Here is a 22561-nt window from a genome sequence, read left to right as displayed (position 1 = left end):
AGGGGTGATGATAATCGATATTACAGTTATGGGAAAAGGCTCAATTATTAATGGAACAACGTTTGTATTCCCAAAGGATGCAGATTTAACAGCTGATGAGATTGGGAGCTTTATTTCTGCAAACGATGAATTTGCCAAAGAATACGATAAAAAGTGGCAAATGTATATCGGAAACCACGCGATCCTCCATAAGAATGCAAAGGACCACGGGCCAGATAATAAATTAGTTAACAATTTAGCACATTACATTGTGGAGACGTTTAACGGTTACTTCATGGGTATTCCACCTAAAATCACGTTAGATGATGACACCGACAATGAGAAGCTTCAACAATGGAATGATACTAATTCATTCCAAGATAAATTGAATGAGATTAGCAAACAAGCGGATGTTTACGGACGTTCGATTGCTTTTTTATTTCAAAATGAAAATAGTGAGACAGGCGTAGCTTATAGTTCACCGATGAATTCATTCATTATTTATGATGATAGTGTCCTTCATGAACCGTTAGCATTTGTTAGATATACACGAGACAAGAACAACATTTTATCTGGTCAGGTATATACAGATAACGAGTGGTATTCATTTGATGATAGTGCTAATAGAGTAGGCGAAGTTAATGCTAATCAGTTCGGACAAGTGCCAGCAGTAGAGTTCTTTGATAATGAAGAGCGACAAGGCGTGTTTGAAAATGCAATGACCTTGATTGATGCACTTAACAACGTAGTGAGTCAAAAGGCTAATCAGAATGCTTACTTTGATAATGCCTATCTATTGTTGAAAGGTATGGACTTAGACGGTGATGATGGAAAACTAGCTCTTAATTTGGACGGCAATCAAATCATTTATGCACCTAATGAGGAGTCAGTGAACGGCACAGCAGAATTCTTATCTAAGCCGGACGGGGATGCGATGCAAGAACATCTAACTGACCGTTTAATCAATATGATCTACCAAGTTTGTATGGTCGCTAATCTTAATGATGATTCATTCAGTGGAAACAGTTCTGGTGTGGCTCTTCAATACAAGTTGTTACCAATGAAGAACATGGCGGCTAACAAGGAACGCAAGTTTACTCAAGCATTGCGAAAACTATACAAGATCGCTTTTGGCGTTGAGACTATTCTGGACACGACTAAAACGGAAGCATGGCAAGACTTGAAGTTTCAGTTCACTCGCAACCTCCCAGTTAACTTAGCAGACGAAGCCTCAACAGCTAAGAATCTTGTTGGTTTGGTTAGTCAAGAAACACTGCTGTCTACGTTATCATTCGTGGACGATGCTAAGAACGAGATCAATCGCATGAAAGAGGAGCAACAGGAACAAATTAAAAGTTCACTTGAAGCCACTAATAACATAACTGACCAACAGAAAGTCGGTGTAGACGATGTCGAAGAAGAATAGTGATGAATACTGGAAGCAGCGTGAACAGGATGAACAAGATTGGATTAACGAAAACATCAAAAACGATGATGATTTTAACAAACATTTGCAAGAATATTACCAAGAGTTGATTGACCGAATTAACAAAGATATTAGCAATCAGTTAATTCGATATGCAGAAGCAGAAGGTGCTGATTTATCCGAAGCTCGTCAAAGAGTTAGTGATGAAGATGTTAAGGCTTTTGAAAATAAAGCTAAATCGATCGTTAGAAAAGCTGAAAAGATTCGAAAGCGCAAAGGTTTCGTTTCACGCTCTGATTTCTCCAAAGAGATTAATGCAAGGATGCGTTTGTATAATGCAACAATGCGAATTAATCGATTAGAGATGCTAAAAGCTCAGATTGGATTAGAAATCATGGATACTAACTTAGATGTTCATGATGATGTAGATCAACGTTTATCAAACGACTATCTTGGTGAACTAAAACGTCAAGCTGGCATTTTGGCTATGTATGAGAGCCAGCACAATTATAAAGATGTAGCTAAGGTAATTATGGCTCAAACCAAAAATGCAACGTTTAGCGAACGAATATGGGCGAATACGGACGTTTTAAAAGCTAATCTTGACCGAGAATTAACTCAAGCTATTATCCGTGGAGAAAATCCACGAGAACTAGCCAGTAGACTTCGGAAATACGTCGCTGAGGGCGTTGGGAACGTCACTAATGTAACTGAAAGGATAGCACGAACTGAATCCGCTAGAGTGCTTAATAAGGCTCAAATAGAAAGCTTTAAAAAAGCAGGTTACAAAAAATGTAAGTGGGTTGCTGAGGGATCAGCATGCAAGATTTGCCGTGGCTATGCATTAGACAACGATGGGATTTTCGATATTAAAGATTTACCAGTATGGCCAGTCCATCCTAATTGTATGTGTAGCACTACACCATGGTACAAAAAAGAGGAGGAATAAATATGAAATTAAGTGAATTTATAGCATTACCAAGTGATGAACAATTAGATTTTGTTATGGAAAGGCTTGAGGATAATGCTTTAGATGGTAATGAGCATTTTGTCGCAATTATTCGTTTCTTAGAAAACATAGAATGTGATGAACCTAGTGAAGATGGTGCTGATTATGCTATTACAGCAAAATTAAGATGTGAAGATGAATCATTCAGTAAAACTATGGATAAAGCAAAAGAAAAGACTGATAAATTAGCAACAAGTGCCGGAATGGCTAACGAATAACTAGACAGACTTCAAGCAAAACTTTCAGAGTTTGGTTTAGTTATTGATAAAGGAAAATTAGTTTCTAAATGTAGCGTTCAAAGCGATGACTAATCACGGTCATCGTTATTTTTATGCTCTTTTTCCTGATTGCAGAGCTAAAAGAACAACTGAGTAGCCTCCCAAGGCTTTAAATGCGAGCAAAGGAGTTATTAATTATGGAACTAGAAAAAGTTTTACCAATGAATCTACAGTTTTTCGCAGAAGAACCAGCCAATCCAGATACAGAACCAACTGATTCAATTGACACTCCAGCCGGCGGAGATGGAGAAGAAGGTAAGGACAGCGATGGTAAAGAAAGCAAGGTTGATGAAACCGTTGAAAAATTGCAGAAACGTTTGCATTCAGAAACAGCTAACAAACACTCGTTAGAAGAACAGGTTGCTGATTTGCAGAAACAACTTGATGAACAAAAGAAGAAGCCTGACAAGTCCGTTAAGTCGTTATCTGATGATGAAAAAAAACAGAAAGAACTTGAAGAACTCAATAAGAAGAACGAAGAACTCGAAGCTAAATTGAAACGCAATGAGGTTCTTTCTCAAACTCGTTCAGTCCTTCAAGAAGATAACATCAACGTCGATGACAGCATTCTCAATTTAATTGTTACAGACGATGATGATAAAACTTACGAAAACATCGTAGCTATCAAATCATTGATTGCTAAAACGACTGAATCGGCACGTAAAGGTTACTTAAAAGGCTCAACACCTAAAGATACAGGCACGCAAGTCGCAGATGCCTTTACAGCTAAATTAAATAAATATAAATAAAGGAGGGCATATCTATGCCAGCAACAAATAATAACCAAGCAGTACGTACGTTCCAACCACAATTCAAGGATTTGTTACAAGCTGTATATGAAAAGCAAGCTTATTTCCGTGATTTTTTTGGTGGCTCAATTCAAGCAGAAGACGGAGTTGCTAATAACGCCAAAGCATTCTCACTTAAAACTAGTGACATTCCAATGGTTATCACTAAAGGAACGGTAGATAGTGATGAAAACCGTGCATATAAAACAGATGCCAACACAGCATTTGGAACTGGTACAGGAAATTCAACTCGCTTTGGACCACGTAAAGAAATCATCTACACAGATACAGATGTTAATTATTCATGGGATTGGGTATTCCATGAAGGTATTGACCGTGCAACTGTTAATAATGGTTTTGAGAATGCAGCAGCTGATCGTTTAGAATTACAAGCGCAAGCTAAGACCCAAATGTTCGATGACCAAGGCGGTACTTTTATTAGTAAAATCGCTGGTAAAACTGAAAACATTACTGAAATTACTAACGATAGTATATTGGCTTTGTTCAATAAACTTTCATCAATTTACGTCAACCTTCAAACTATCGGAGAAAAGAAAGCGTGGGTTAATGCAGAGCTTTACAACGCAATTATTGACCATCCTTTGACTACATCATCAAAGAGTTCATCAGCTAACATTGATGAAAACAATATTCTTCATTTCAAAGGATTTGAAATTCAAGAAACGCCGGATGCTAAGTTCCAAGAAGGCGAGATTGCTTATACTTCAATCAAGAATATTGCTCGTCAATTTACTGGTATCAACACAGCTCGTACGATTGAATCAGAAGATTTTGATGGTGTAGCACTTCAAGGAGCTGGTAAAGCTGGTGAATTCATTCTTGAAGACAATAAGGCAGCAGTTGTTAAGGTGACATTAAAAAAAGCGTAAACCCACCAGCTAGCGGGATAACTGCTAGTCAAAAAACGTTGTCCGAGAAGGTGGGGGACGCTAAGGATATCACTATTGCAGCTGATCCAGTTGATGCAAGTGATGCTACAGATGTTGTTAAGGCGACGACTGCTACATCAAGCGATGAAACGGTAGCAACGGTTACTAAGAAGAGTGATGGAACGTTCACAGTTACTGGCGTTAAAGCTGGTACAGCAACCATTACATTCACAAGCGGAGACTTTACAGTAACGTTAGCAGTAACTATTACAGAAGCCTCTTAGGAGGTGACTAGATGGCTGAAACAGAAGATTTGAAGAACCTTAAAGTGTTGTTGGCAATGGAAGATGATAACAGTAGGGACACTTTACTGAATTTAATCATCAAAAACACCGAAGCATCACTTAAGATTAAACTTCATCGAAAAGCTAAGGACGATGTGCCAGCAGAACTTAATTATATTTTGCTAGAAGTGGCTGTACGACGTTTCAATCGATTTAAGAATGAAGGTATGACCAATTATTCGCAAGAAGACGAAACGATTACCTTCAAAGACAATGATTTCGACGACTTCTTGAAAGATATTGCCGATTGGTTAGCTGACCAAGAGGACAATCCTACGACTCTAGGTCATGTTAGTTTCATTTCTGGTTATTCTGGGAGGTAGTGTGATGAGGTTTACAGATAGAATCAAATTCTATAAAGACGGAAAGTATAATCCAAAAACATCTACGTATGATGACCCAGAACTTGTTGGTGAAGCGGTGGCCAATGTTACTCACGTTGGGACAACTAGATCAATGCAGCTATTCGGTAGTATCAACAGTGATAAGCAAACCGTCAGACTAATTGAACCGTTCGATAAAGATTGGAGTTACTTAACAATTAATGATAATAAAACGCATTATGTGAAAGTAACAGCAATTAGTCCGCTTAAAATCAATGGTTACATCGTAGGTGAATCGCATGAGTAATCAAAGAATAACACTACATGGAATGAAGAAATTACAGAAAAAGTTAGCTAAGGTAGCTCAAAAAGAAGAAGTAAAAGAGATTGTTAAGAAACGCACTGCTGAGATGCATAGTGAGACACAAAAACTAATGTTGGATTTGTACAAGCCCAAAGAAGAAGGTGGATCATCAACCGGTGAGACACGTAAATCAACGGTTGTTGTCATTGAAGACGATGGTTTATCTGGCTCAGTAAATATCGGTACTGAATATGCACCGTATCTTGAGTTAGGGACACGTAAAATGGAAGCACGACCAGCGCTTAAACCTTCTTACGATAAAGAGCTACCACTCTTTGTTTCTGATTTAAGAAAGCTAGTAAGGTAGGTGGTTAAAATTAGGCAGTCACCGTCACAAGATGTATTTAACTATTTTTATAACTTATCTCAAGAATGGGGCTACAATACATTTGAATTTTTACCACCAGTTGAAAACGATGTGGAATATCCATTTGTTCAGATTGGAGAAGTCGGAGAGGTCCCAGGTAATACTAAAACAGAATTAACCGGAGCAATCACCTTAACAATCAATTGTTGGGGAACATATAAACAACGTTTAGCCATTAGCGAAATGGTTGAGCGTTTTTTTTATGCCTCGATTGGTCATATTAATACGGAAAACTACTCGTATTACGGACAAGTTCAACAGCAATCAAAACAGATTATCACTGATACCAGCGTTCCAGACACAACGTTTATGCGTGGGATCGTGATGATCAAGCTACAAATTCAATAATAAAAAGGAGTGGAAATATGACAGCAAGTACAGTTCAAAAATTTCAAGGAAATGACGTTGTCGCTTATGCACGATTATTAGATAACGCAAAAACAGAAGCAGCTTCATTGATTCCAGGTCAAACATCATTTGAATTTGACCCGCAACGTGATTCAGATAGCACTGATACAAAAGACGGTAGTTTTTCAACTAATTCTAGTCTTGAGACGGATGTTGAAGTTGATTTCATTAACAACAGTTCGAAAATTGCTGACCAAATGATTACCTCAATTATGAAAGGTAAGGTAATGGAAATTTGGGCGGTTAATCGTAAGCGCCGTAACAAAGATGGAAAGTATTATGCCTGGTACATGCGTGGAACGGTTTCAGAAGATGACAACTCAAATGACGCTGGAGACATTTCAGAGCGTGATGTTTCGTTTGCTATTTCTGGTGAACCTCAACGAGGTTGGTTAGCACTATCAGATGACCAACAAGCAGAAATTGATTACATCTTCCGTGGACTTGACGCTGTTACAGAAGGCGAAGATGGAGCAGAAGTAAACGGTGGTACTCCATGGAACGACGAGACAGATGCAGGTGTCGATATTCCTGATACTAACCCGTCAAAATAGATGCCCCAGTGGGAACTTCCGCAACACCCACTAATAATGGGGCGCTTATAAATTCTAACTAAAAAGGAGAGCATGTTATGGCTGATCGTACGAAGCAGCACTTAGTGATTTACAAGGATGCGACCAAAGCATTCGAAGGTGAAGTTGGTGAAAAGACGGTAGCTATTACCGGATTAGATGCCGGAACAGTTGTTGCAGAAGGCGACTATCAAGTTGCTTGGAGTGATGGCACTAACGAATCGGACAAGGTCGATGTTCCAGCATTCACAGTTAACAGTGCCGAAACTAAACCAGAAGTAGTATCCAATGTTACAGCAACGCCAACAGATGATGGCGCAAACGTTACAGGAGAATAGTTAAATCTTAGTCGCCAAAGAAAGCAAACAATACCATAAGGGGCGGCCTTCAAACTTAAAAAATAAAGGGGAATTTATCATGGAAATCAAAATTAAAAATAAAAAACAACCACTAAGCTTTGGAGTTAAATTTGTTCGTGAATTGGATAAAATCGCAGGACTAGAACGAGAAAATATTAGTTTAGGGATGGGCCTAACAAAGACATTGCCAGGTCTTGATGTATTCGATCCAGCGGTGCTATCAGACATCATCTATTGTGCAACTTTCGGTAATTCACCACGCCCAGGTCGTAATGATGTTGATGATTATATTGATGGACTAGAAGTTGGAGAACTTGAAGCGTTATTTGCCGACGTCAAAAAGGAAGTAAACGAAGCGAATGCTATTAAAGCTGCGATAAAAAACAGAAAAGCCTAGATAAGGCGGAGCCACAACAGACAAGTGAACAAGCTTATCACGAAATTCTGTTGTATTCGTTAGCTTATCTAGGCTTTAACTCTATTGAAGAAATAGAAAAAATGACGCTTGTTGAATATCAGCTAAGGATGGAAGCCTACCAAATTAGCCAAGTTAGGTTACATGAAAACATAGCGCTACAGGCATTCTTTAATCAGATGGTTCAAGCAACGACTGGGTCAAAGAAACATCCTAAACCTAAGTACAATTCTTTGGAAAAACTGTTTGATGCTAAATCTGAGATCGAACAGATTAGGAGCAAATTTGAAGGAGAATCGTATAGTCATAACCGACCTATCTCCAAAGCTGATCGCAAACAAATTTTTGCTCAACGTTACGACGAGTGGCAAAAAATAAAAGCTAAACGCAGGGGAAGGAGGAGGTTAGATGGCTGAAAGTTATAGTGTTACCGCTATGTTAAGTGCCGTTGATAAGAACTTTAGTTCTGTTTTTGCTAAAGCAGAAGCAGCTTCACAAAGTTTCGGACAAAAAACAGGAGCTTTAACCACAGCTATTGGTAAATCATCAATGGTTATGGGAGCTGGTCTAGCTTATGCAGCTAGTAAAGCTGTTAGCAGTTACGGTACTTTTGACGAAGCAATCAATAAAGCGGCCGTTATTGGTGGTGCTAGTAACAAATCGTTAAAAACTGATATGAAAACACTTGGCGATGAAGCACTTAACTTAGGTAAAACCTTACCAATTAGTGCTGATACAGCAGGCAACGCAATGGTTGAAATGGCTCGAAATGGTGCTTCAATCAAGGAACTTAAAACAGAATTTCCTGCAATAGCAAAAGCAGCAGCAGTGACAGGAGACGGTTTATCTGAAACAGCTGTTACTGTTCAGAATGCGATGAATATCTGGGGAGGCGGCGCAAAAAATGCTGCTAAATATTCTGCAATTCTGGCTGAAAATGCTAACAAGTCTAAGGTTGGTATTGATGATATGGGACAAGTATTTGCTAATGCTGGTTCTATGGCAAAGACGTTAGGTTTCTCAGTAACTGATTTGGCAACTGCTTCTGGTCTTATGGCAAATAGTGGTTTAAATGCCGCCCAAGGTTCACAAGACTTAGCTCATGCATTAACTACAATGGTAAAACCATCAGATACTGCTAAAGCTAAGATGGATGAATTGGGAATTTCTTACACCGATGCTAAAGGTAACTTCAAATCCTTCCCTTCGATTTTGAAAGAAGTAGCAAGTGCTACAGATGGACTAAGCCAGTCACAAAAAGTTGCTGCTTTGAGCACTCTGTTTGGAGCCGCTGGAGCTAAGGCAATGTTGCCATTGCTTGATGCAACAAAAAAGAAAACAAAAGATGGCAAGAGCGTGTGGGATGATTATGCTGGAGCATTGGAAAATGCAGGCGGGTCCGCAAAGAAGGCTAATAAATATCTGTCTGATAATTCTGAGAATATGACTAAAAACGTTGGTCAATCTATTGATCAAATGAAAGATGCTTTTGATGCACTTGTTAAAACGTCAATAGGTAGTATAGCGCCACAAATTAAAGCAGTAGCTAATGCATTAGGTGATTTTGCATCATGGCTTAACAAATCTAAAAGCCCACTTGCAGGATTTGTTAAAGGCTTAATTGCTTGGTCGCCAGTTATTGCTGGTGTATTAATCGTATTTGGCTTGTTAGCAACAGGAATCGGTAAATTGGTAACGGCTTTATCTGCACCAGTTAATATGTTTAGAACATTTACAAAATCGACATCCAAAGCTGGACGTTTCAGTGCAATGTCAGCTAAGCAAATTGCAGCACTAGGTATAAAAGCACTCGGCATTGGTGTAGGTATTGGTGTTGCAGCTGCTGGTATTGCTTTACTAGCCTTTGCTTTAACTGGATTAGCTAAGACAGGAACAGCTGGTATTACTGCGGTTGTTGCAATAACAGTTGCAGTAGCTGCGTTGGCCCTCATTTTTTCAAAACTTGCACCATCACTTACAGCTGGATCAGCAGGATTGATTGCTTTCGGTGTCGCAGTATTATCAGCAAGCATAGGTATTGCGTTAGTCGTTGGTAGCCTTACTTTGCTTGTTATGAGTATTACAGCACTTGCAAGCACTGGAACAGCTGGAACTACAGCGATGATTGCTTTTGGTGTCGTAATTGCTAGCTTAGCGGTCACATTTGCTTTGCTAGGTCCGTTATTGACAGCTAGTGCAGTTGGTCTAATTGCTTTTGCGGGCGCAATGCTTGCAATAAGTGTATCTGTTTTAATAGCATCGGCTGGTTTAGCAATTATTGCTACTGTATTACCAACTATCTCAACTTACGGATTATCAGCAAGTATAGGTATCGCAGCTTTAGCATTAGGATTTGTTGCTTTAGGGCTTGCATCAGTGGTGCTTGCTGTTGGATTAGTTGCGGTATCAGTTCCTATGATCTTGTTGGTAGGATTAACCGCAGTTCTTGCCGTAAGCTTGTTGGCCTTTTCAGTGGCAGCATTAGCAGTCGGTGTTGCAATCATGGTTGCATCAGCCGGAATGACTTTGCTTGCTGGTGTAATGCCTCTGATTTCGCAATACGGACTAAGTTCAGCTGTTGCATTTGCAGCATTAGGTGCAGCATCGTTGGTATTAGGTGCGGGGCTATTAATTGCCGGCGCAGGCGCAACGGTTGCAGGTGCAGGTTTAATTGTTCTTGGAGCAGGAGCATTAATTGCGGCTGCCGGAGTTACATTGCTTGGAGCAGGTATTGGTATTGCAGCTGCTGGTCTATCATTGTTTGGCGCAGCGGCACTAATTGCCGGCCCTGCTACAACAAAACTAGCAACTGGAATGTTACTACTAGCGCCAGCAATACTTGCTTTAAGTGCAGGTTCAACCGGATTGATTCTTGCCGGTACTAATATGGGTATTTTTGCAGCTGCTGCAAAATTAGCCAGCATGGGTATAAAACCACTTGCTGGACAGATTTCTACTACAGCAAGCAGTTTTAGAAGTTTACCATCATCAATCTCTGCTTCTAAAACTGCACTGAGTGGTTTGACAAGCGCCGCTAAAACAAATGGTACAACCATGGTAAGCACAAGTACGCAAGCAAGTTCAGCTGTGAAGGCTATGAGTACATCAATTAGCGGTACATTAACAACCTTGAAAGCAACCTTTACATCTAAAATGACAGCTATAAAAACTGTTGTTAAGAGCGGAATGACAAGCGCGATTAACAGCGTTCGGAATTCTAGAAGTAGCTTTAAAACAGCCGGTGAATATGCTTCATCTGGTATTGCTTCTGGAATTCTTGCTCAAAAAGGTGAAGTGATGGAGGCGGCACGTGAAGTTGCTTCGGCGGCTGCAGCAGAAGCTCGTAAGGCTCTAAAGATTCACTCACCATCACGAGTTATGCGTGATCAAGTTGGTGTCTATATCCCAGCTGGTATCGCAGTCGGAATGCGTAACAATATTGGTGCGATTGCTAGTGCAGCCAATGATATGGCAAACGCAGCAATGATGGAAGTTCCAGCACCAAGTGTCAACGATTTTAATGATTCGATTTCTCAAATACAATCGCTATCGTCAACAGCGTTCAGAGGAGATTTTAATGGATCGGTTTCACTAGAAGATACCACGGTCTCACAACAAAATAACGCCTTGCTCCGCCGTATTGCAGATAAAGATACTAACCTTTACATGGATAGCGATACATTAGTTGGTACTACATCTGATAAATTTAACGGACAATTAGGTGCAACTTCCAATAACGACGAAAGGTGGAGTTGGTAATGCAGTACAATTTTAGAGATTTACAGCCGACTAATAAAAATGAATATGAAGATATTCCCACCGAGGGCTTTGTTTTTGGGAGTTTTGATAGTCGGAAAGTTGGATGGTGGGTAGTTTCAAGAGAAGCTCCCACACCAACAGAAAATGAAATAGTAGAGCAGGTTGCTTACGCACAAGGCGTCTATGATTTCTCAATGCTCAATGGTGAACGCTTCTTTGGTAATCGAGAAATTACCTATAAAATTGTTATGCCATTAAGCGTCTATCATGAGCGTAAAATATTTGAAGAAGAAATTAAGCGTCAACTAATGCCGGTTGGTATTAGTAATCTAGTTGATACGCATGAAGATGGTTATTACTGGAGTGGCAAGTGTAAAAGTGTGGAAGTAGATGACGATGAAGAAAAAGGAATGCTGACGGCTACGGTGGTATTTGATTGCTACCCGTATGCCTATACTAACAACCTTGAAGGTGCAGATGTCTGGGACGATGTAGTTTTTGACCACTGGATTTGGCAACCAGTCAAGTTCAATGTAACTAAATCTACAGATATCACGCTGGAAAACATCGGTTCACGACCAATTATTTGTCATTTTGCTGTAACTGGTAAAGTGACCGTGAAAGGCCCTGGATTTAATGGTTATGAATTGACCAAAGATAATGCTGATAAAGCAACTATCACCATGCCTTTAGGCAAGAATAAATTTACGTTAAGTGGTTCTGGAACGATTGAGTTTAAGTTTAGACGTGAGGAGATGATCTAATGTATCGAGTGATTGCTTATGACGAACCAACCGACAAAGCTGGTTACGTTATCCATGACCCTGTTGTTGGTTTGGCAGCATCAGAAGGCAAATTAACCATATCATCAAGTCAAACTAATACTCTATCACTGACCTTAAATCAAGCTAACAAGTTATTCGGCAAAGTTAGGCCAATGCACACGCACGTCGAGGTTTATGATTCTGATAACAGCGAATTGTTATTCAGAGGAAGAGCTTTAAAGCCTGAACGTGAGATGAAGAGTAACGGTCAATTCATTCAAACCTACGATTTTGAGGATATCGACAGTTATTTAATTGATAGCGTTCAGCGCTACATCGAGATTGCCAATGCCACACCAGAAGAATTCTTAAAAAAGCTGATTGAGGAACATAATTCTCAAGTTCCAGAATACAAGCAGTTTACAGTCCGAAAGGTTACAGTGACGAACAAGAAAGATAACACTCTACGTAAGGTGGATTATCAGACCACTAAGGATGCGATTAAAAAGCTACTGACTGATTCAATTGGTGGCAGTATTATCTGTGAATATAAAGACGGCAAGAATTACATCGACTATCTTAAAAGTGCGGGGCAAGACCATTCAATGGAAGCTCCATTAAAGATTGCTGAAAACATGCAATCAGCTAAGGTTGCGATTGATCCATCTAAAGTAATTACCCGATTGATTCCGTTAGGCGCTCAAATTGAAACACAAAAGCCCGATGAAAAACATGATGATAGTTCGGACGACGGATCTAAGTTGAGTGGTCAAATGCACGCCGTCAATGGAGATTGGGGACCAGCGATTAAGTTCGCAGCTAAATGTATGAAAACGTCCGTTAGTGATGCCGAAGTAAGTATCATTAAAGACGTAATTAAGCACGAATCAAACGGCAGTGAAACAATTGTAAATAATTGGGATAGTAACGCAGCAGCTGGAACACCTAGCATGGGGCTACTTCAATTTATTGAACCGACATTTGAAAAATATTGTTTGGAAGGCTACTCCAATATCAAAGTTGGATTCCATCAGTTATTAGCAATGTTTAACGATTCAAATTGGGCTAGCGACGTTCATATTGGCGGTTGGGGTCCTACAGGTTCGAAACGTTATGATAAATTACCAGTTGATATTGTACCATCTGGAACTGGTGGCGGTTGGGGTTCTCCGTTCCCATCAGCAGGGCATGGAAGCTTTAGTGGAGGTCAATTATTTGGCGTACATGCTGGTGGTGAATTTCGCCAAAACGGTTTCCATGATGGACTTGATTTTGGATCAGTTGACCATCCGGGGAGCGATGTGCATGCCATTCATGGTGGGAAAGTAACTAGAATTGGATATATGGGTGGTTTAGGTAATTACTTTGTCACACATTCCGATGATGGTTACAATATTGACTATCAAGAAGCCTTCGGAAGTCGTAGTGATATTCATGTGAAAGTTGGTCAATATGTTAAAACCGGTCAAGTAGTTGGCACACGTACTACCGACCACTTGCATATTGGTATCACTAAGAAAGATTTTGATTATGCACTTAGATACGCGTTCACTAATAATGGCACATGGATTGACCCAGAGCCGTTGATTTTTGGTGGAAGCAAACAAGCACGTTCGCTTATTAAAAGAAATTTTCTTTTAACTAAAATGGATGATTCCAACTCTCCATCTGCAGACAATTCTAGCTCTCCATTGGAAAAACAAGAATTAGATATCCAAGCTGGAATTGATTTATTCAATAAAGCTAAAGCTGCACACCTTGAATACGCAATGGACTATAGAAGAGCTGATATTTTGACGGATCAGAAACACGCTGATTGTTCATCATTTGTCAGCTATTTTATTGAGTTGGCAATTCATGAAGCGGATCGGACACTGTACAATACTGAAACTTTGCATGGATTCCTTAAAAAGCATGGTTATCTTTTACACTATGAAGGAACTAATAAGACGTTACCAGCAATGCAAACTGGTGACGTAATCATTATGGGCAAAAAAGGACAATCGGCAGGTGCAGCAGGACATACCGCAGTCATGAAAGATGCTGAAACTGTTCTGGAATGTTCTACAGGCTGGTCTGGTGGCTATCCGGACGGTGCAGATGTTTTTGAACATGGTAAGAGTTCCAATCCAACACTTGCTGATTGGTTTAGCTATGACGCTAATAACTGGTCTGGTGAGTGGTACTGGTATCTTTATCGTTTTAGTGGAAACATTCCAGAACAAGATTCTGGAGACCAAAAAGGTGGAACGATTAAGTCTGGAGTGCGCTATACAATTGCGCCAGTAAATGATGGTAAAGACTACCTAGATATTCCGGAGTTTCAGAAGGAATTTGGAATCATCAACGGTGCGGTCACGTGGGATAGTATCAAAGATCCAGCCAAATTACTAGCTAAAGGTAAAGCGTGGATTAAGGCACAGAAAGCCTCAACTAATACCTTCACCGTCAGTGCTATTGAGTTGAACGAATACGAGCGTTTCAAAGTTTATGATCGTTACTTATTCATTAATCCATATGTAGCTGAACAACAACTGCTAACAGTTATTGGAAAAGAAATTGATTTGAACAAGCCACATAAATCAACGATGACCTTTGGTGACAAAACTGCAAAGTTAACTGATTACCAGAATGATTTTAAGAAAGTTAGTAAAGATGTTGAATCGCTCAAAAGTACCGTTTCAACCATTGATGGTGACATTTCAAGTATGCGTGCAGGAACGTCTAGCACTAAACTTGCAATGATTTCCGAACAACTAGGTATGGTTGATGTACCACAACTTAAAAAGGATTATGAAGGTACTCAGAAAGATATTGAGGACAGTAAAACCAGACTTGATACAGCCGAAAAAGGCTTAAAAATCGTTAAAGAAGATGATGAAACGACTAAGCAGACGCTAGCAGAATATCAGCAGACATTAGCAAAATATCAGCAGACGATTGCTGATTTAGATGAAAGATTGAAAAAAATAGAAGGAGATGATTCTGTTGACCCAAGTGTATAAAGATATCACTCAAATGGAAGCTGATATTGATACTATTAAAGACGCAATCGAAGCTGTTCAGAATGCGCATTATGGAGTTGATATGCGAATTGCGATTAAACGTGGATTTGAAATCATCAATGGGCTGGTTACAAATGGAAATTTAGTTACCCAAGATGATCTTGATACAGCAATCGATGAGCTTAGCAAAGCGATCGATTCTAAGTTAGAACAACAGCGCCAAGCAATTGATTTTAAGCTAGAACAACAGGATTTGAATATCAAACAAATTGTAGCAGCGTTACAAAAATTTGAAGTTCCAATCGAATGGGACGGCGAAAACATAGTGATAAGAGAGGACGTTTAATATGATTAAAATACCAGAAGCAAGCATCATCACACTTGATACTTATAAGCGTGATTTACATGTCGGAGAAGCATTTGACTTGAGCGAGAACTTTAATGGTCGTGTTGGTGATGAACAAGTACCATTGGTTATTAAATTTTTAGAACGAGGTAAAACACAACAATTTGAAGATGGATTAGTTCCGTTTATCAGTGGATTTGTTGGTGATAGACTTAATGATGATAATGTTGTAAATGCAGATACTGGTGTAGGTGTCAGCTACACAGGTACTCGTTCAGATATTGTTGGAATGGGTATGGTAAAGATGAATCTTCCCGGAACCATGTTTCCACAAGAAGGTTGGTTCTATGGATTCCTAGGGCTGGAAACTCCTGATCATTCTAAACGTGTATCAACGTTCAATGTCTGGTTCCATATTTATAATGGCAACCCAGATATGTTTGTTAACAAAGAACCGTTCAGAACAGAACTTCAAAAATTAATTGATAGTTTTACAACGGATATTACTAACACCGAAAAGGATGCATTAGCAGTTATCGCAGAATATAAGCAAAAGTTTCAAGATGTTATTACAGAATACCAGCAAAAGTTCCAAGGTGTCGTGGATAATGCAACGTGGCTCACAGACCAATTAAATGTTATACAAGCTAAAATTAATTCTAGTGATATTGCGACTAAGAGTGAACTGGAGCAAGCTTTGTTGGAAATGAACAAAGATATTTTCGAATCGCTCAAACAAAAAGCCGACAAGACTTATATTGATAACTACTTATCAAAAATAACTTATGTTCCTACAACATTTGCCGATTTAGATGCTCTGAAAGCTAAATATCCATCGGGTGCTAACGGTCTATATATTACGGCTGATACGGGACATAAATACATTTGGGACGGTAGCACATGGAAAGATTGCGGTGCTTACCAATCCGCAGGATTAGCGGATGGTTCGGTAACAATCGACAAGCTTAACAATAACGCTTTTACTTACGTCAGTTCAGACAATATAGCATTCAATCGAACCGCAATGTCAAATGGATTCAACAATTATGAAAAGCTAAAATTCGAAGCTGGAACAATTAGTGGTGCGGATGGTAGCAATGTTAACACTAATAATACCGTGAGAACTGCATTAGGAGCAATGAATTACCAAGGCATCGCAATTTTTAATTTTAATTCAACAAAATATCAATGGAAGTTAGCACAATACGACGCTAGCCAGAAGTTCATTAAGTTTTTAACGGATTGGAACACCGGTCAAAACAATCACATTGATTTTGGATCTGGTCAATATTATCGCTTATTGGTATCAACGATTGATAGTTCTCAAATCGACATTGATGACGTTTTGCTAAATATTAAAGTGGCTAATATTGCTAAAAAAATGACTTACAATCTTGGGGATTTGTCACGTAACTTTGAACATATGATTACAATTGGCGGTGGCGCAGAACCAGAGATTAGCGTTGATAAGAGCCAAAATATTAAGATTACCATGCCAGCCAATCCGTTAACTATGTTTGACGGTCTGGGATCAAACGTAGCGGTTAGCCCTGTAACCTACAACGGCGTTACATTCACTTTGACACACGGTAATGTATTAGTGTGGAATTTACAAAAAAATACAATCGGTGTTCAAGCAATTAGCGACAATCGAGATAAGTTGAACGTTATTCTTGCGGATAACATTTACGGTCAAATTAATAATGGATTTTTCAGCCAATTCTATGACCGCAAAATTGCACGTAACGATGTTGGTTACCAGATTAACATTGGTGGTAATGATCATCCGAGCTTTGTTTCAAATAGTGATAATTCATTAGACGTAATTATGCCAAACAAATCATTATTCTACTACAACCATTTTGGTAAGCAGATTAAGGTTTCGGATTCAAAATATTATGGCAAGACTATTAATTTACCAACAAATAGCGTGTTACTTTGGAATTTTGATACGAACGAGATTGTGGCACAAGCGCAAGAATCGGAGCGTCCAGTTAATAGTATTATCCTTGCTAACAATATCTATAAGCATGTTACTAGCGGTTACTTTGAACAATATTTTAGAGAACAGTTCGGCCAAGAATATGCTGATTCTTATCATGCTTATGCAGAGCAAAATATTGCATACAATGATCAAGATATAACAGTAGTGGGTGATGAGCTATGGATTGGGATGCAAAGTACACCAGACCATGATGCTGCACACACTGGGCAGATTATCCGTTTAAATCGAAATCTTAAACAAGTTGGTCGCTACGTCCATAATCTCGGACATTTAAACACCATGGATTATTGCGTAAATAATGATACATTATTAATCGGTAATTCATCAGACGAAGCCAGTGCTGTGCCAGAGATTATTTTAATTCCTAATGTAAGTAAATTAAAGGTTGACCCAGATTGGCCGATGATTGATTACAACAGCGACACCGTAATTAAGATTAAGTTTCCAGACATTAGTCCGATGGGGGTTGGTGCTGTATTTGGTGAAACTCCTGATGTGGCTTATCTATTGATTGGTGGTGCGCCTGGAATGAACTCCGTTGTAAAAATTGAACTCGGAATGGGAGCTTCGGACTTATCCAGTGCAGGTTATGGCACTTTTATCAAAAATACTGATGGCTACAATGGCACAGCGCAATATGTAAGGCGTTACTACGGACGCACGATGCAAGTTAACCAAGGCGCAACTTTTTATAACGGTAAGATTTATGGTGCATTTTCTCGGAGCAAGCCACACTTTGCGAAAATCACGCTCCACGAACCGCAATTAACGAACCACGATGGTTTATATTCCATTGAAGATTGGACCATTGCGGATTATAACACCGAACCAAATGGTATGGCCATTTACGATGGCCTTTATATGCGGACAACGTTTGATGGAAAGCTGGTAGATATGCCGTTGAGCAGCCGACAAGGCGGACAAGCTAACATTGGAGAAACCGTTAAAATGCCGTTCCGAGGTAGTAACATCCAGATTACGCCAACTTCGCCAGTAACTGATCTATATGTAGAAGTCGTAGACGGTCAAAACTTTAATGTTAAATCAGTAAGCGAAAAAACAGGGACATATAACTGGACGGCGACGATTGATTAGCCGTTTTTATTTTGGACAAGAAAGAAGGTAATCAATTGCATGTGATTTTTGGGTTTACAATCAGTGAGTGGACGGGAATTGCAACTATTATAGGTAGCGCTACTGGCGTAGTTTATAAGTTTGTTGTAGCACCTTTACTAAAGAAATTTGACACGTTATCTGAAACACTAGTTGAATTGAAAGAATCATCTCGAATGGAACAACAAAATTTAAAGGATGAATTAAAAGGCTATCAAAATATTTTGATAGAACATGATTCTGAAATTCAAAGTTTGTATGAAGACAAAGGGTGGCATCGATCCCTTGCGTATCGTTCACGATTTAACGATGAAGGAGAGATTTAATTATGAAGAATATTAATTGGCATGATGGTAAGTTGTGGGCAGGATTGATTAGTTTACTAATCGTTTTAGTTCAACAATTAATGGTAGCCTTCGGCTACACTTATCCAGTCAACTGGCAAAATATTGTAGGAATCATTAATACCGTACTAACATTGCTAGGAATGTTAGGGGTGATTAGTGATGTTACGGTAGTTAGTAACCAGAGAGGAGAACCAGATGAAAAAATTAAATAGATTAAAATGGGTTGTTGCAATCGCAGCAGCCTTTTTTGTTGGAACAACATTTAATTCTAAAGCAAGTGCAGCTACTGTTAACAATGATTATGCTTTGAATTCAAACCAGGGGTCATCGTTACGAACAAGCAACAACGTAATCATTGCACATGCTACAGCAGTATATGCTCCTGCTAAAAATGTAGCTACTTATGAAAAACGTGAGTGGTATAATACGGGCGCTTACGTTCAATACATTGTTGGTGATGGTGGTAATATTTATCGAGTGGGTGCTGAAGGATATCAAGCATGGGGCGCGGGATCGTGGGGCAATGCGAATGCACCAGTTCAGATTGAACTTGCACAAACGTATGATAATGCGGAATTCTATAGAGACTACGTGACCTACGTTAACTTGTTACGCTCAAGCGCAATTAAATATGGTATTCCAACAGATGTAGATAGTTCAGCATGGCGGGGTGTTAAATCACATCTTTGGATTACTAACCATGTTTGGGGCGACCATACTGATCCTTATGGTTACCTTGCTAGCCACGGTATTACTAAAGCTCAATTTGCACATGATGTTAAATATGGCTTTAGTTCAAGTGGTAACAATGTGAACCCAACGCCTACACCAACTCCAAAACCAGCTAAGCCAACTAACAAGAAGGATGTTCACGTAATCTATGCTTTACATCAAAAAGGTAAGAAGTGGTTGAATCCAGTTAAAGACTTTGGCTCTGGTTCTAATGGATTCGCTGGTGTTCCTAATAGCGTGCATGACATGCTTTACATCAAAGTAAATCGTGGTTCAATCAAATACCGTGTTCACACGAAAGAAGACGGCTGGTTACCATGGATTAAGAAAGCTAATAAGAATGATACAGTCAACGGAGTTGCCGGAATTAAAGGACACACGATTGACGGAGTACAAATTGTTTATACAACTCCAAAAGGTGAGACTTACCAACAGGCATACTATCGCTCACAAACAACTCAACGAGCTAACTACTTAGGAACTTGTGCTGACAATGGTTCAGTTTCTGGTTACGATAGCTGGGCTGGAGTGTTAGGTGAGCCTTTGGATAGACTACAGATTCACATTAATGACAATAGCAAATATTAATATAGAGTGTGTTTTATTTGAATATTTAAATTTAAAATGTTAAATTAACACTAACCCCAGATTTTAAACATTATATCGCAAACCTTTTAGAAAAAGCCTGTTCAGTTTAAATGCTGAGCAGGCTTTTTTGCTATGGCGAATAAGATTATAAAATGTACTGTAAGTAATTTATATTTACGCTATATCAGTATTTTATGTAACGTGTGTACAATAAAAATAGACGAATTTAGTTAATTATGTTAAATTGAATACATTCCTCGATTTGAATACTGTAGCTGAATACAGCGAAAGCCTCCTAGCGAACGCTAGGGGGCTTTTTTTAATGTAATCAAAGGACTATAATAAGGTTGTAAGCTAAGTTCCTCCAAAGAATATTAAGCTTGCCAGAGAATCACCAGCCAATAAATAGGTTGCGTGATTTTTTGTTTGTAACTTTATTTTAACGCTTGAAAACACACGTCTTTATGATTGAAACGGAAGTTTTTCAAAATATAAATAAAGATACGGGAATTATTGTAGAACAAAATCAAAAGCATTACCAATAAAAACAATTGGGTGACTTCTGCTGATCTTTTTTTAAAGGCAGTTCATAACGGCTCGATTTCTAGTTGCGAATTATTAGTTGACATACTAGGTAAGTCTTTAGATAAGCAGATTTAGGTTAATAATAATAATAGTTTTTAGGATAAAATTATATAGTAGATAGGGTTGAAATTACAACCCAGTACATGTTAATATGTTAATACTTCAATATGGTGTATCAATTTATATATGTTAAATAATTCTCTTTTTCCAATTTAATCCCTCTAGTTGATGCTAGGTGGATTATTTCATATTTAAGATGTCGTACTTTAAAGTGTAAGTTAGTATTTTCTCCAAAGAATCATTCAGTCTTTTAACAAGATTGAGTGATTTTTACTGTTATAAAGTGGTAATAACACAAATAGAAAAAACATTAGCCTCTATCTTCGGATAGGGGCTTTTTTATTTTGGGTAAAAGTATAAAATTGTGTAAGAAATATAAATACTCAATAAGGGGAGTAACTATGGAACAATTAATTGTTATAGGGAATGGACTGGATTTAGCTGCAGGATTACAAACCAAGTATGATGATTTTTTTAGATGGTTAAAAAATAATATGGGAGAAATTGATTATACTCGTGGTTCTGGGAATATTGGTTTTTCTTCTATTTATAATGAAGTTGAATCTAGCAAAAAAGATAATTCAACAACAAAATTTGCCGAAATGTTTGATTTTTGGTCAGGTTGGTTTTTGACAATTAATGGTGCAGAATTCATAGATGACTCGATAGAATGGAATGATGTTGAGAATCAAATTGATAACGTACTTAGAAGACTCCTAAAATATAGTGAAAATTTAAAATACAAATCACTTTTAGATTCAGTAAAATATAGCATTGGTGAAGATGATGGGAACTGGAGAAAAAGTTTTAAAGATTCGGTAGACCACTATTTCCAGGATTGGCTGTGTTACTTAGGCAATGAAAAATTTGTAGAAAAACGGGACGAAGAAATTGATTTTTATAAAATTCTTTTAGATGAATTAAACAAGTTCGAAGCAAAATTTGCACAGTATCTTTGCGATGAAGTGATAAGTGAACAAAAAGTATCACAATTAATTAGAGAGATTCCTAACGAACTATATGATAGAAGAAAACTTCTAGAAAATATAACACAGGATGAATCTTTTTCGTTGGATGATACTCAGGTTCTAAATTTTAATTATACTCCGATATTCAAGGTGTTTGGAGTTGAACAGGGGTTCGAGAAATTAGAAGAAAAGATCCGTTATATACACGGATCTTTAAAAGAAGATGTTGAAAACAAAAAGTATGTTCCAGATCAAGTTATTTTCGGGATAGATGATACTGCTCTAATCGATGATGATGAAAGTGATTTGTTAAGAGAAAACCTATATAGATTCGGTAAAACTTATAGAATAATGAATTCAAAAGACGAATCATCACTGGATTTGAATAGAAAAATTGAAATGATAAAATTTTACGGACATTCTCTAAATTCTGCTGACTATGCATATTTTCAAAGTATTTTTGATAAGGTAGATTTGTATGGTAGCAATGTCGAATTATATTTTTATTATGGTGATTTTGAGAAAGATAACAGTGAAAATCAAAGTAAATTTATGGACAGAATATATAAATTGATAGGTACGTATGGACAGAATACTTTTAAAAATACTTCGGAAATAAAAGGTAAAAATTTATTACACAAGTTGCTCCTTGAAGGTAGGATAAAAACAAGGTATGTTTCTACTACGGGTGTGGTGGCTGATCCAAAGAGCTAAAAATCTAAAAATAGACTTGAAAATGGGAAAAACGTGGGATTAAAAATGTTAAT

The 22561-nt window shown here is 38.3% G+C and carries 23 protein-coding genes; all 23 read left to right on the top strand.

Annotation, left to right across the window (positions count from 1 at the left end; genetic code table 11):
• Positions 1-7 precede the first annotated feature (7 nt).
• Positions 8-1405, top strand: a complete 1398-nt coding sequence (locus HFC68_RS01580) for a phage portal protein (RefSeq protein WP_167399593.1) — start codon at positions 8-10, stop codon at positions 1403-1405.
• Positions 1389-2354, top strand: coding sequence for a minor capsid protein (locus HFC68_RS01575; RefSeq protein WP_167399592.1), 966 nt, complete (start codon positions 1389-1391; stop codon positions 2352-2354). Before HFC68_RS01580 ends, HFC68_RS01575 begins: the two co-directional genes overlap by 17 nt.
• 2 nt (positions 2355-2356) lie before the next feature.
• Positions 2357-2632, top strand: coding sequence for a hypothetical protein (locus HFC68_RS01570; protein WP_167399591.1), 276 nt, complete (start codon positions 2357-2359; stop codon positions 2630-2632).
• A gap of 197 nt (positions 2633-2829) precedes the next feature.
• Positions 2830-3441 (top strand): DUF4355 domain-containing protein, encoded by a 612-nt coding sequence (locus HFC68_RS01565; RefSeq protein WP_167399590.1) that lies wholly within the window; start codon positions 2830-2832, stop codon positions 3439-3441.
• Between the two features lie 14 nt (positions 3442-3455).
• Positions 3456-4370: a phage capsid protein gene (locus tag HFC68_RS01560; RefSeq protein WP_167399589.1), complete on the top strand. Its 915-nt coding sequence runs from the start codon at positions 3456-3458 to the stop codon at positions 4368-4370.
• A gap of 38 nt (positions 4371-4408) precedes the next feature.
• Positions 4409-4654: an Ig-like domain-containing protein gene (locus tag HFC68_RS01555; protein WP_256682584.1), complete on the top strand. Its 246-nt coding sequence runs from the start codon at positions 4409-4411 to the stop codon at positions 4652-4654.
• Positions 4655-4665: 11 nt separating this feature from the next.
• Positions 4666-5037: a phage head-tail connector protein gene (locus HFC68_RS01550; RefSeq protein ID WP_167399588.1), complete on the top strand. Its 372-nt coding sequence runs from the start codon at positions 4666-4668 to the stop codon at positions 5035-5037.
• A gap of 4 nt (positions 5038-5041) precedes the next feature.
• Complete coding sequence (locus HFC68_RS01545) at positions 5042-5344, top strand: hypothetical protein (RefSeq protein ID WP_167399587.1); 303 nt, start codon at positions 5042-5044, stop codon at positions 5342-5344.
• Complete coding sequence (locus HFC68_RS01540) at positions 5337-5708, top strand: HK97-gp10 family putative phage morphogenesis protein (RefSeq protein ID WP_167399586.1); 372 nt, start codon at positions 5337-5339, stop codon at positions 5706-5708. Before HFC68_RS01545 ends, HFC68_RS01540 begins: the two co-directional genes overlap by 8 nt.
• Positions 5709-6116, top strand: a complete 408-nt coding sequence (locus HFC68_RS01535) for a hypothetical protein (protein WP_167399585.1) — start codon at positions 5709-5711, stop codon at positions 6114-6116.
• Between the two features lie 17 nt (positions 6117-6133).
• Positions 6134-6730 carry a phage major tail protein, TP901-1 family gene (locus HFC68_RS01530; protein WP_141822621.1) on the top strand — a complete coding sequence of 199 codons (597 nt, stop codon included), beginning with the start codon at positions 6134-6136 and terminating at the stop codon, positions 6728-6730.
• Between the two features lie 77 nt (positions 6731-6807).
• Positions 6808-7086, top strand: a complete 279-nt coding sequence (locus HFC68_RS01525; RefSeq protein WP_159276415.1) for a hypothetical protein — start codon at positions 6808-6810, stop codon at positions 7084-7086.
• Positions 7087-7165: 79 nt separating this feature from the next.
• Positions 7166-7504 carry a tail assembly chaperone gene (locus HFC68_RS01520; RefSeq protein ID WP_159234056.1) on the top strand — a complete coding sequence of 113 codons (339 nt, stop codon included), beginning with the start codon at positions 7166-7168 and terminating at the stop codon, positions 7502-7504.
• A 101-nt stretch (positions 7505-7605) separates the two neighbouring features.
• On the top strand, positions 7606-7938 hold the full coding sequence (locus HFC68_RS01515) for a hypothetical protein (protein WP_229572677.1): 333 nt from the start codon (positions 7606-7608) through the stop codon (positions 7936-7938).
• The gene (locus HFC68_RS01510) at positions 7931-11281 is read left to right on the top strand and encodes a phage tail tape measure protein (protein WP_167399584.1); all 3351 of its coding nucleotides are present in this window, start codon (positions 7931-7933) and stop codon (positions 11279-11281) included. Before HFC68_RS01515 ends, HFC68_RS01510 begins: the two co-directional genes overlap by 8 nt.
• On the top strand, positions 11281-12045 hold the full coding sequence (locus tag HFC68_RS01505) for a phage tail protein (RefSeq protein WP_167399583.1): 765 nt from the start codon (positions 11281-11283) through the stop codon (positions 12043-12045). The genes HFC68_RS01510 and HFC68_RS01505 overlap by 1 nt, the downstream gene beginning before the upstream one ends.
• Positions 12045-15050: a peptidoglycan amidohydrolase family protein gene (locus HFC68_RS01500; RefSeq protein ID WP_167399582.1), complete on the top strand. Its 3006-nt coding sequence runs from the start codon at positions 12045-12047 to the stop codon at positions 15048-15050. The genes HFC68_RS01505 and HFC68_RS01500 overlap by 1 nt, the downstream gene beginning before the upstream one ends.
• A complete protein-coding gene (locus HFC68_RS01495) occupies positions 15034-15396 on the top strand; it encodes a hypothetical protein (protein ID WP_167399581.1) in 363 nt (120 codons plus the stop codon). The genes HFC68_RS01500 and HFC68_RS01495 overlap by 17 nt, the downstream gene beginning before the upstream one ends.
• 1 nt (position 15397) lies before the next feature.
• Positions 15398-18496, top strand: a complete 3099-nt coding sequence (locus HFC68_RS01490) for a hypothetical protein (protein ID WP_167399580.1) — start codon at positions 15398-15400, stop codon at positions 18494-18496.
• A gap of 35 nt (positions 18497-18531) precedes the next feature.
• A complete protein-coding gene (locus HFC68_RS01485; RefSeq protein ID WP_167399579.1) occupies positions 18532-18840 on the top strand; it encodes a hypothetical protein in 309 nt (102 codons plus the stop codon).
• A gap of 2 nt (positions 18841-18842) precedes the next feature.
• Positions 18843-19073, top strand: a complete 231-nt coding sequence (locus HFC68_RS01480; RefSeq protein ID WP_167399578.1) for a phage holin — start codon at positions 18843-18845, stop codon at positions 19071-19073.
• Complete coding sequence (locus HFC68_RS01475; protein WP_178084806.1) at positions 19057-20181, top strand: peptidoglycan recognition family protein; 1125 nt, start codon at positions 19057-19059, stop codon at positions 20179-20181. The genes HFC68_RS01480 and HFC68_RS01475 overlap by 17 nt, the downstream gene beginning before the upstream one ends.
• Before the next feature lie 1046 nt (positions 20182-21227).
• Entirely contained in the window at positions 21228-22508 is a 1281-nt protein-coding gene (locus tag HFC68_RS01470) for an AbiH family protein (RefSeq protein ID WP_167399577.1), read from the top strand.
• Positions 22509-22561: the final 53 nt, after the last annotated feature.

The organism is Pediococcus sp. EKM201D (assembly GCF_011800215.1).
Classification (GTDB): domain Bacteria; phylum Bacillota; class Bacilli; order Lactobacillales; family Lactobacillaceae; genus Pediococcus; species Pediococcus pentosaceus.
Note: the sequence above shows the minus strand (reverse complement) of the source record. Positions and strands in the feature narration are given on the sequence as shown.

Excerpts from the sequence above, each read along its gene's own strand:
- HFC68_RS01480 (WP_167399578.1), top strand. The coding sequence starts at position 18,843 with ATGAAGAATATTAATTGGCATGATGGTAAGTTGTGGGCAGGATTGATT.
- HFC68_RS01490 (WP_167399580.1), top strand. The coding sequence starts at position 15,398 with ATGATTAAAATACCAGAAGCAAGCATCATCACACTTGATACTTATAAG.
- HFC68_RS01505 (WP_167399583.1), top strand. The coding sequence starts at position 11,281 with ATGCAGTACAATTTTAGAGATTTACAGCCGACTAATAAAAATGAATAT.
- HFC68_RS01575 (WP_167399592.1), top strand. The coding sequence starts at position 1,389 with ATGTCGAAGAAGAATAGTGATGAATACTGGAAGCAGCGTGAACAGGAT.
- HFC68_RS01500 (WP_167399582.1), top strand. The coding sequence starts at position 12,045 with ATGTATCGAGTGATTGCTTATGACGAACCAACCGACAAAGCTGGTTAC.
- HFC68_RS01475 (WP_178084806.1), top strand. The coding sequence starts at position 19,057 with ATGAAAAAATTAAATAGATTAAAATGGGTTGTTGCAATCGCAGCAGCC.
- HFC68_RS01550 (WP_167399588.1), top strand. The coding sequence starts at position 4,666 with ATGGCTGAAACAGAAGATTTGAAGAACCTTAAAGTGTTGTTGGCAATG.
- HFC68_RS01515 (WP_229572677.1), top strand. The coding sequence starts at position 7,606 with ATGACGCTTGTTGAATATCAGCTAAGGATGGAAGCCTACCAAATTAGC.
- HFC68_RS01525 (WP_159276415.1), top strand. The coding sequence starts at position 6,808 with ATGGCTGATCGTACGAAGCAGCACTTAGTGATTTACAAGGATGCGACC.
- HFC68_RS01560 (WP_167399589.1), top strand. The coding sequence starts at position 3,456 with ATGCCAGCAACAAATAATAACCAAGCAGTACGTACGTTCCAACCACAA.
- HFC68_RS01470 (WP_167399577.1), top strand. The coding sequence starts at position 21,228 with ATGGAACAATTAATTGTTATAGGGAATGGACTGGATTTAGCTGCAGGA.
- HFC68_RS01545 (WP_167399587.1), top strand. The coding sequence starts at position 5,042 with ATGAGGTTTACAGATAGAATCAAATTCTATAAAGACGGAAAGTATAAT.
- HFC68_RS01565 (WP_167399590.1), top strand. The coding sequence starts at position 2,830 with ATGGAACTAGAAAAAGTTTTACCAATGAATCTACAGTTTTTCGCAGAA.
- HFC68_RS01530 (WP_141822621.1), top strand. The coding sequence starts at position 6,134 with ATGACAGCAAGTACAGTTCAAAAATTTCAAGGAAATGACGTTGTCGCT.
- HFC68_RS01540 (WP_167399586.1), top strand. The coding sequence starts at position 5,337 with ATGAGTAATCAAAGAATAACACTACATGGAATGAAGAAATTACAGAAA.
- HFC68_RS01510 (WP_167399584.1), top strand. The coding sequence starts at position 7,931 with ATGGCTGAAAGTTATAGTGTTACCGCTATGTTAAGTGCCGTTGATAAG.
- HFC68_RS01520 (WP_159234056.1), top strand. The coding sequence starts at position 7,166 with ATGGAAATCAAAATTAAAAATAAAAAACAACCACTAAGCTTTGGAGTT.
- HFC68_RS01580 (WP_167399593.1), top strand. The coding sequence starts at position 8 with ATGATAATCGATATTACAGTTATGGGAAAAGGCTCAATTATTAATGGA.
- HFC68_RS01570 (WP_167399591.1), top strand. The coding sequence starts at position 2,357 with ATGAAATTAAGTGAATTTATAGCATTACCAAGTGATGAACAATTAGAT.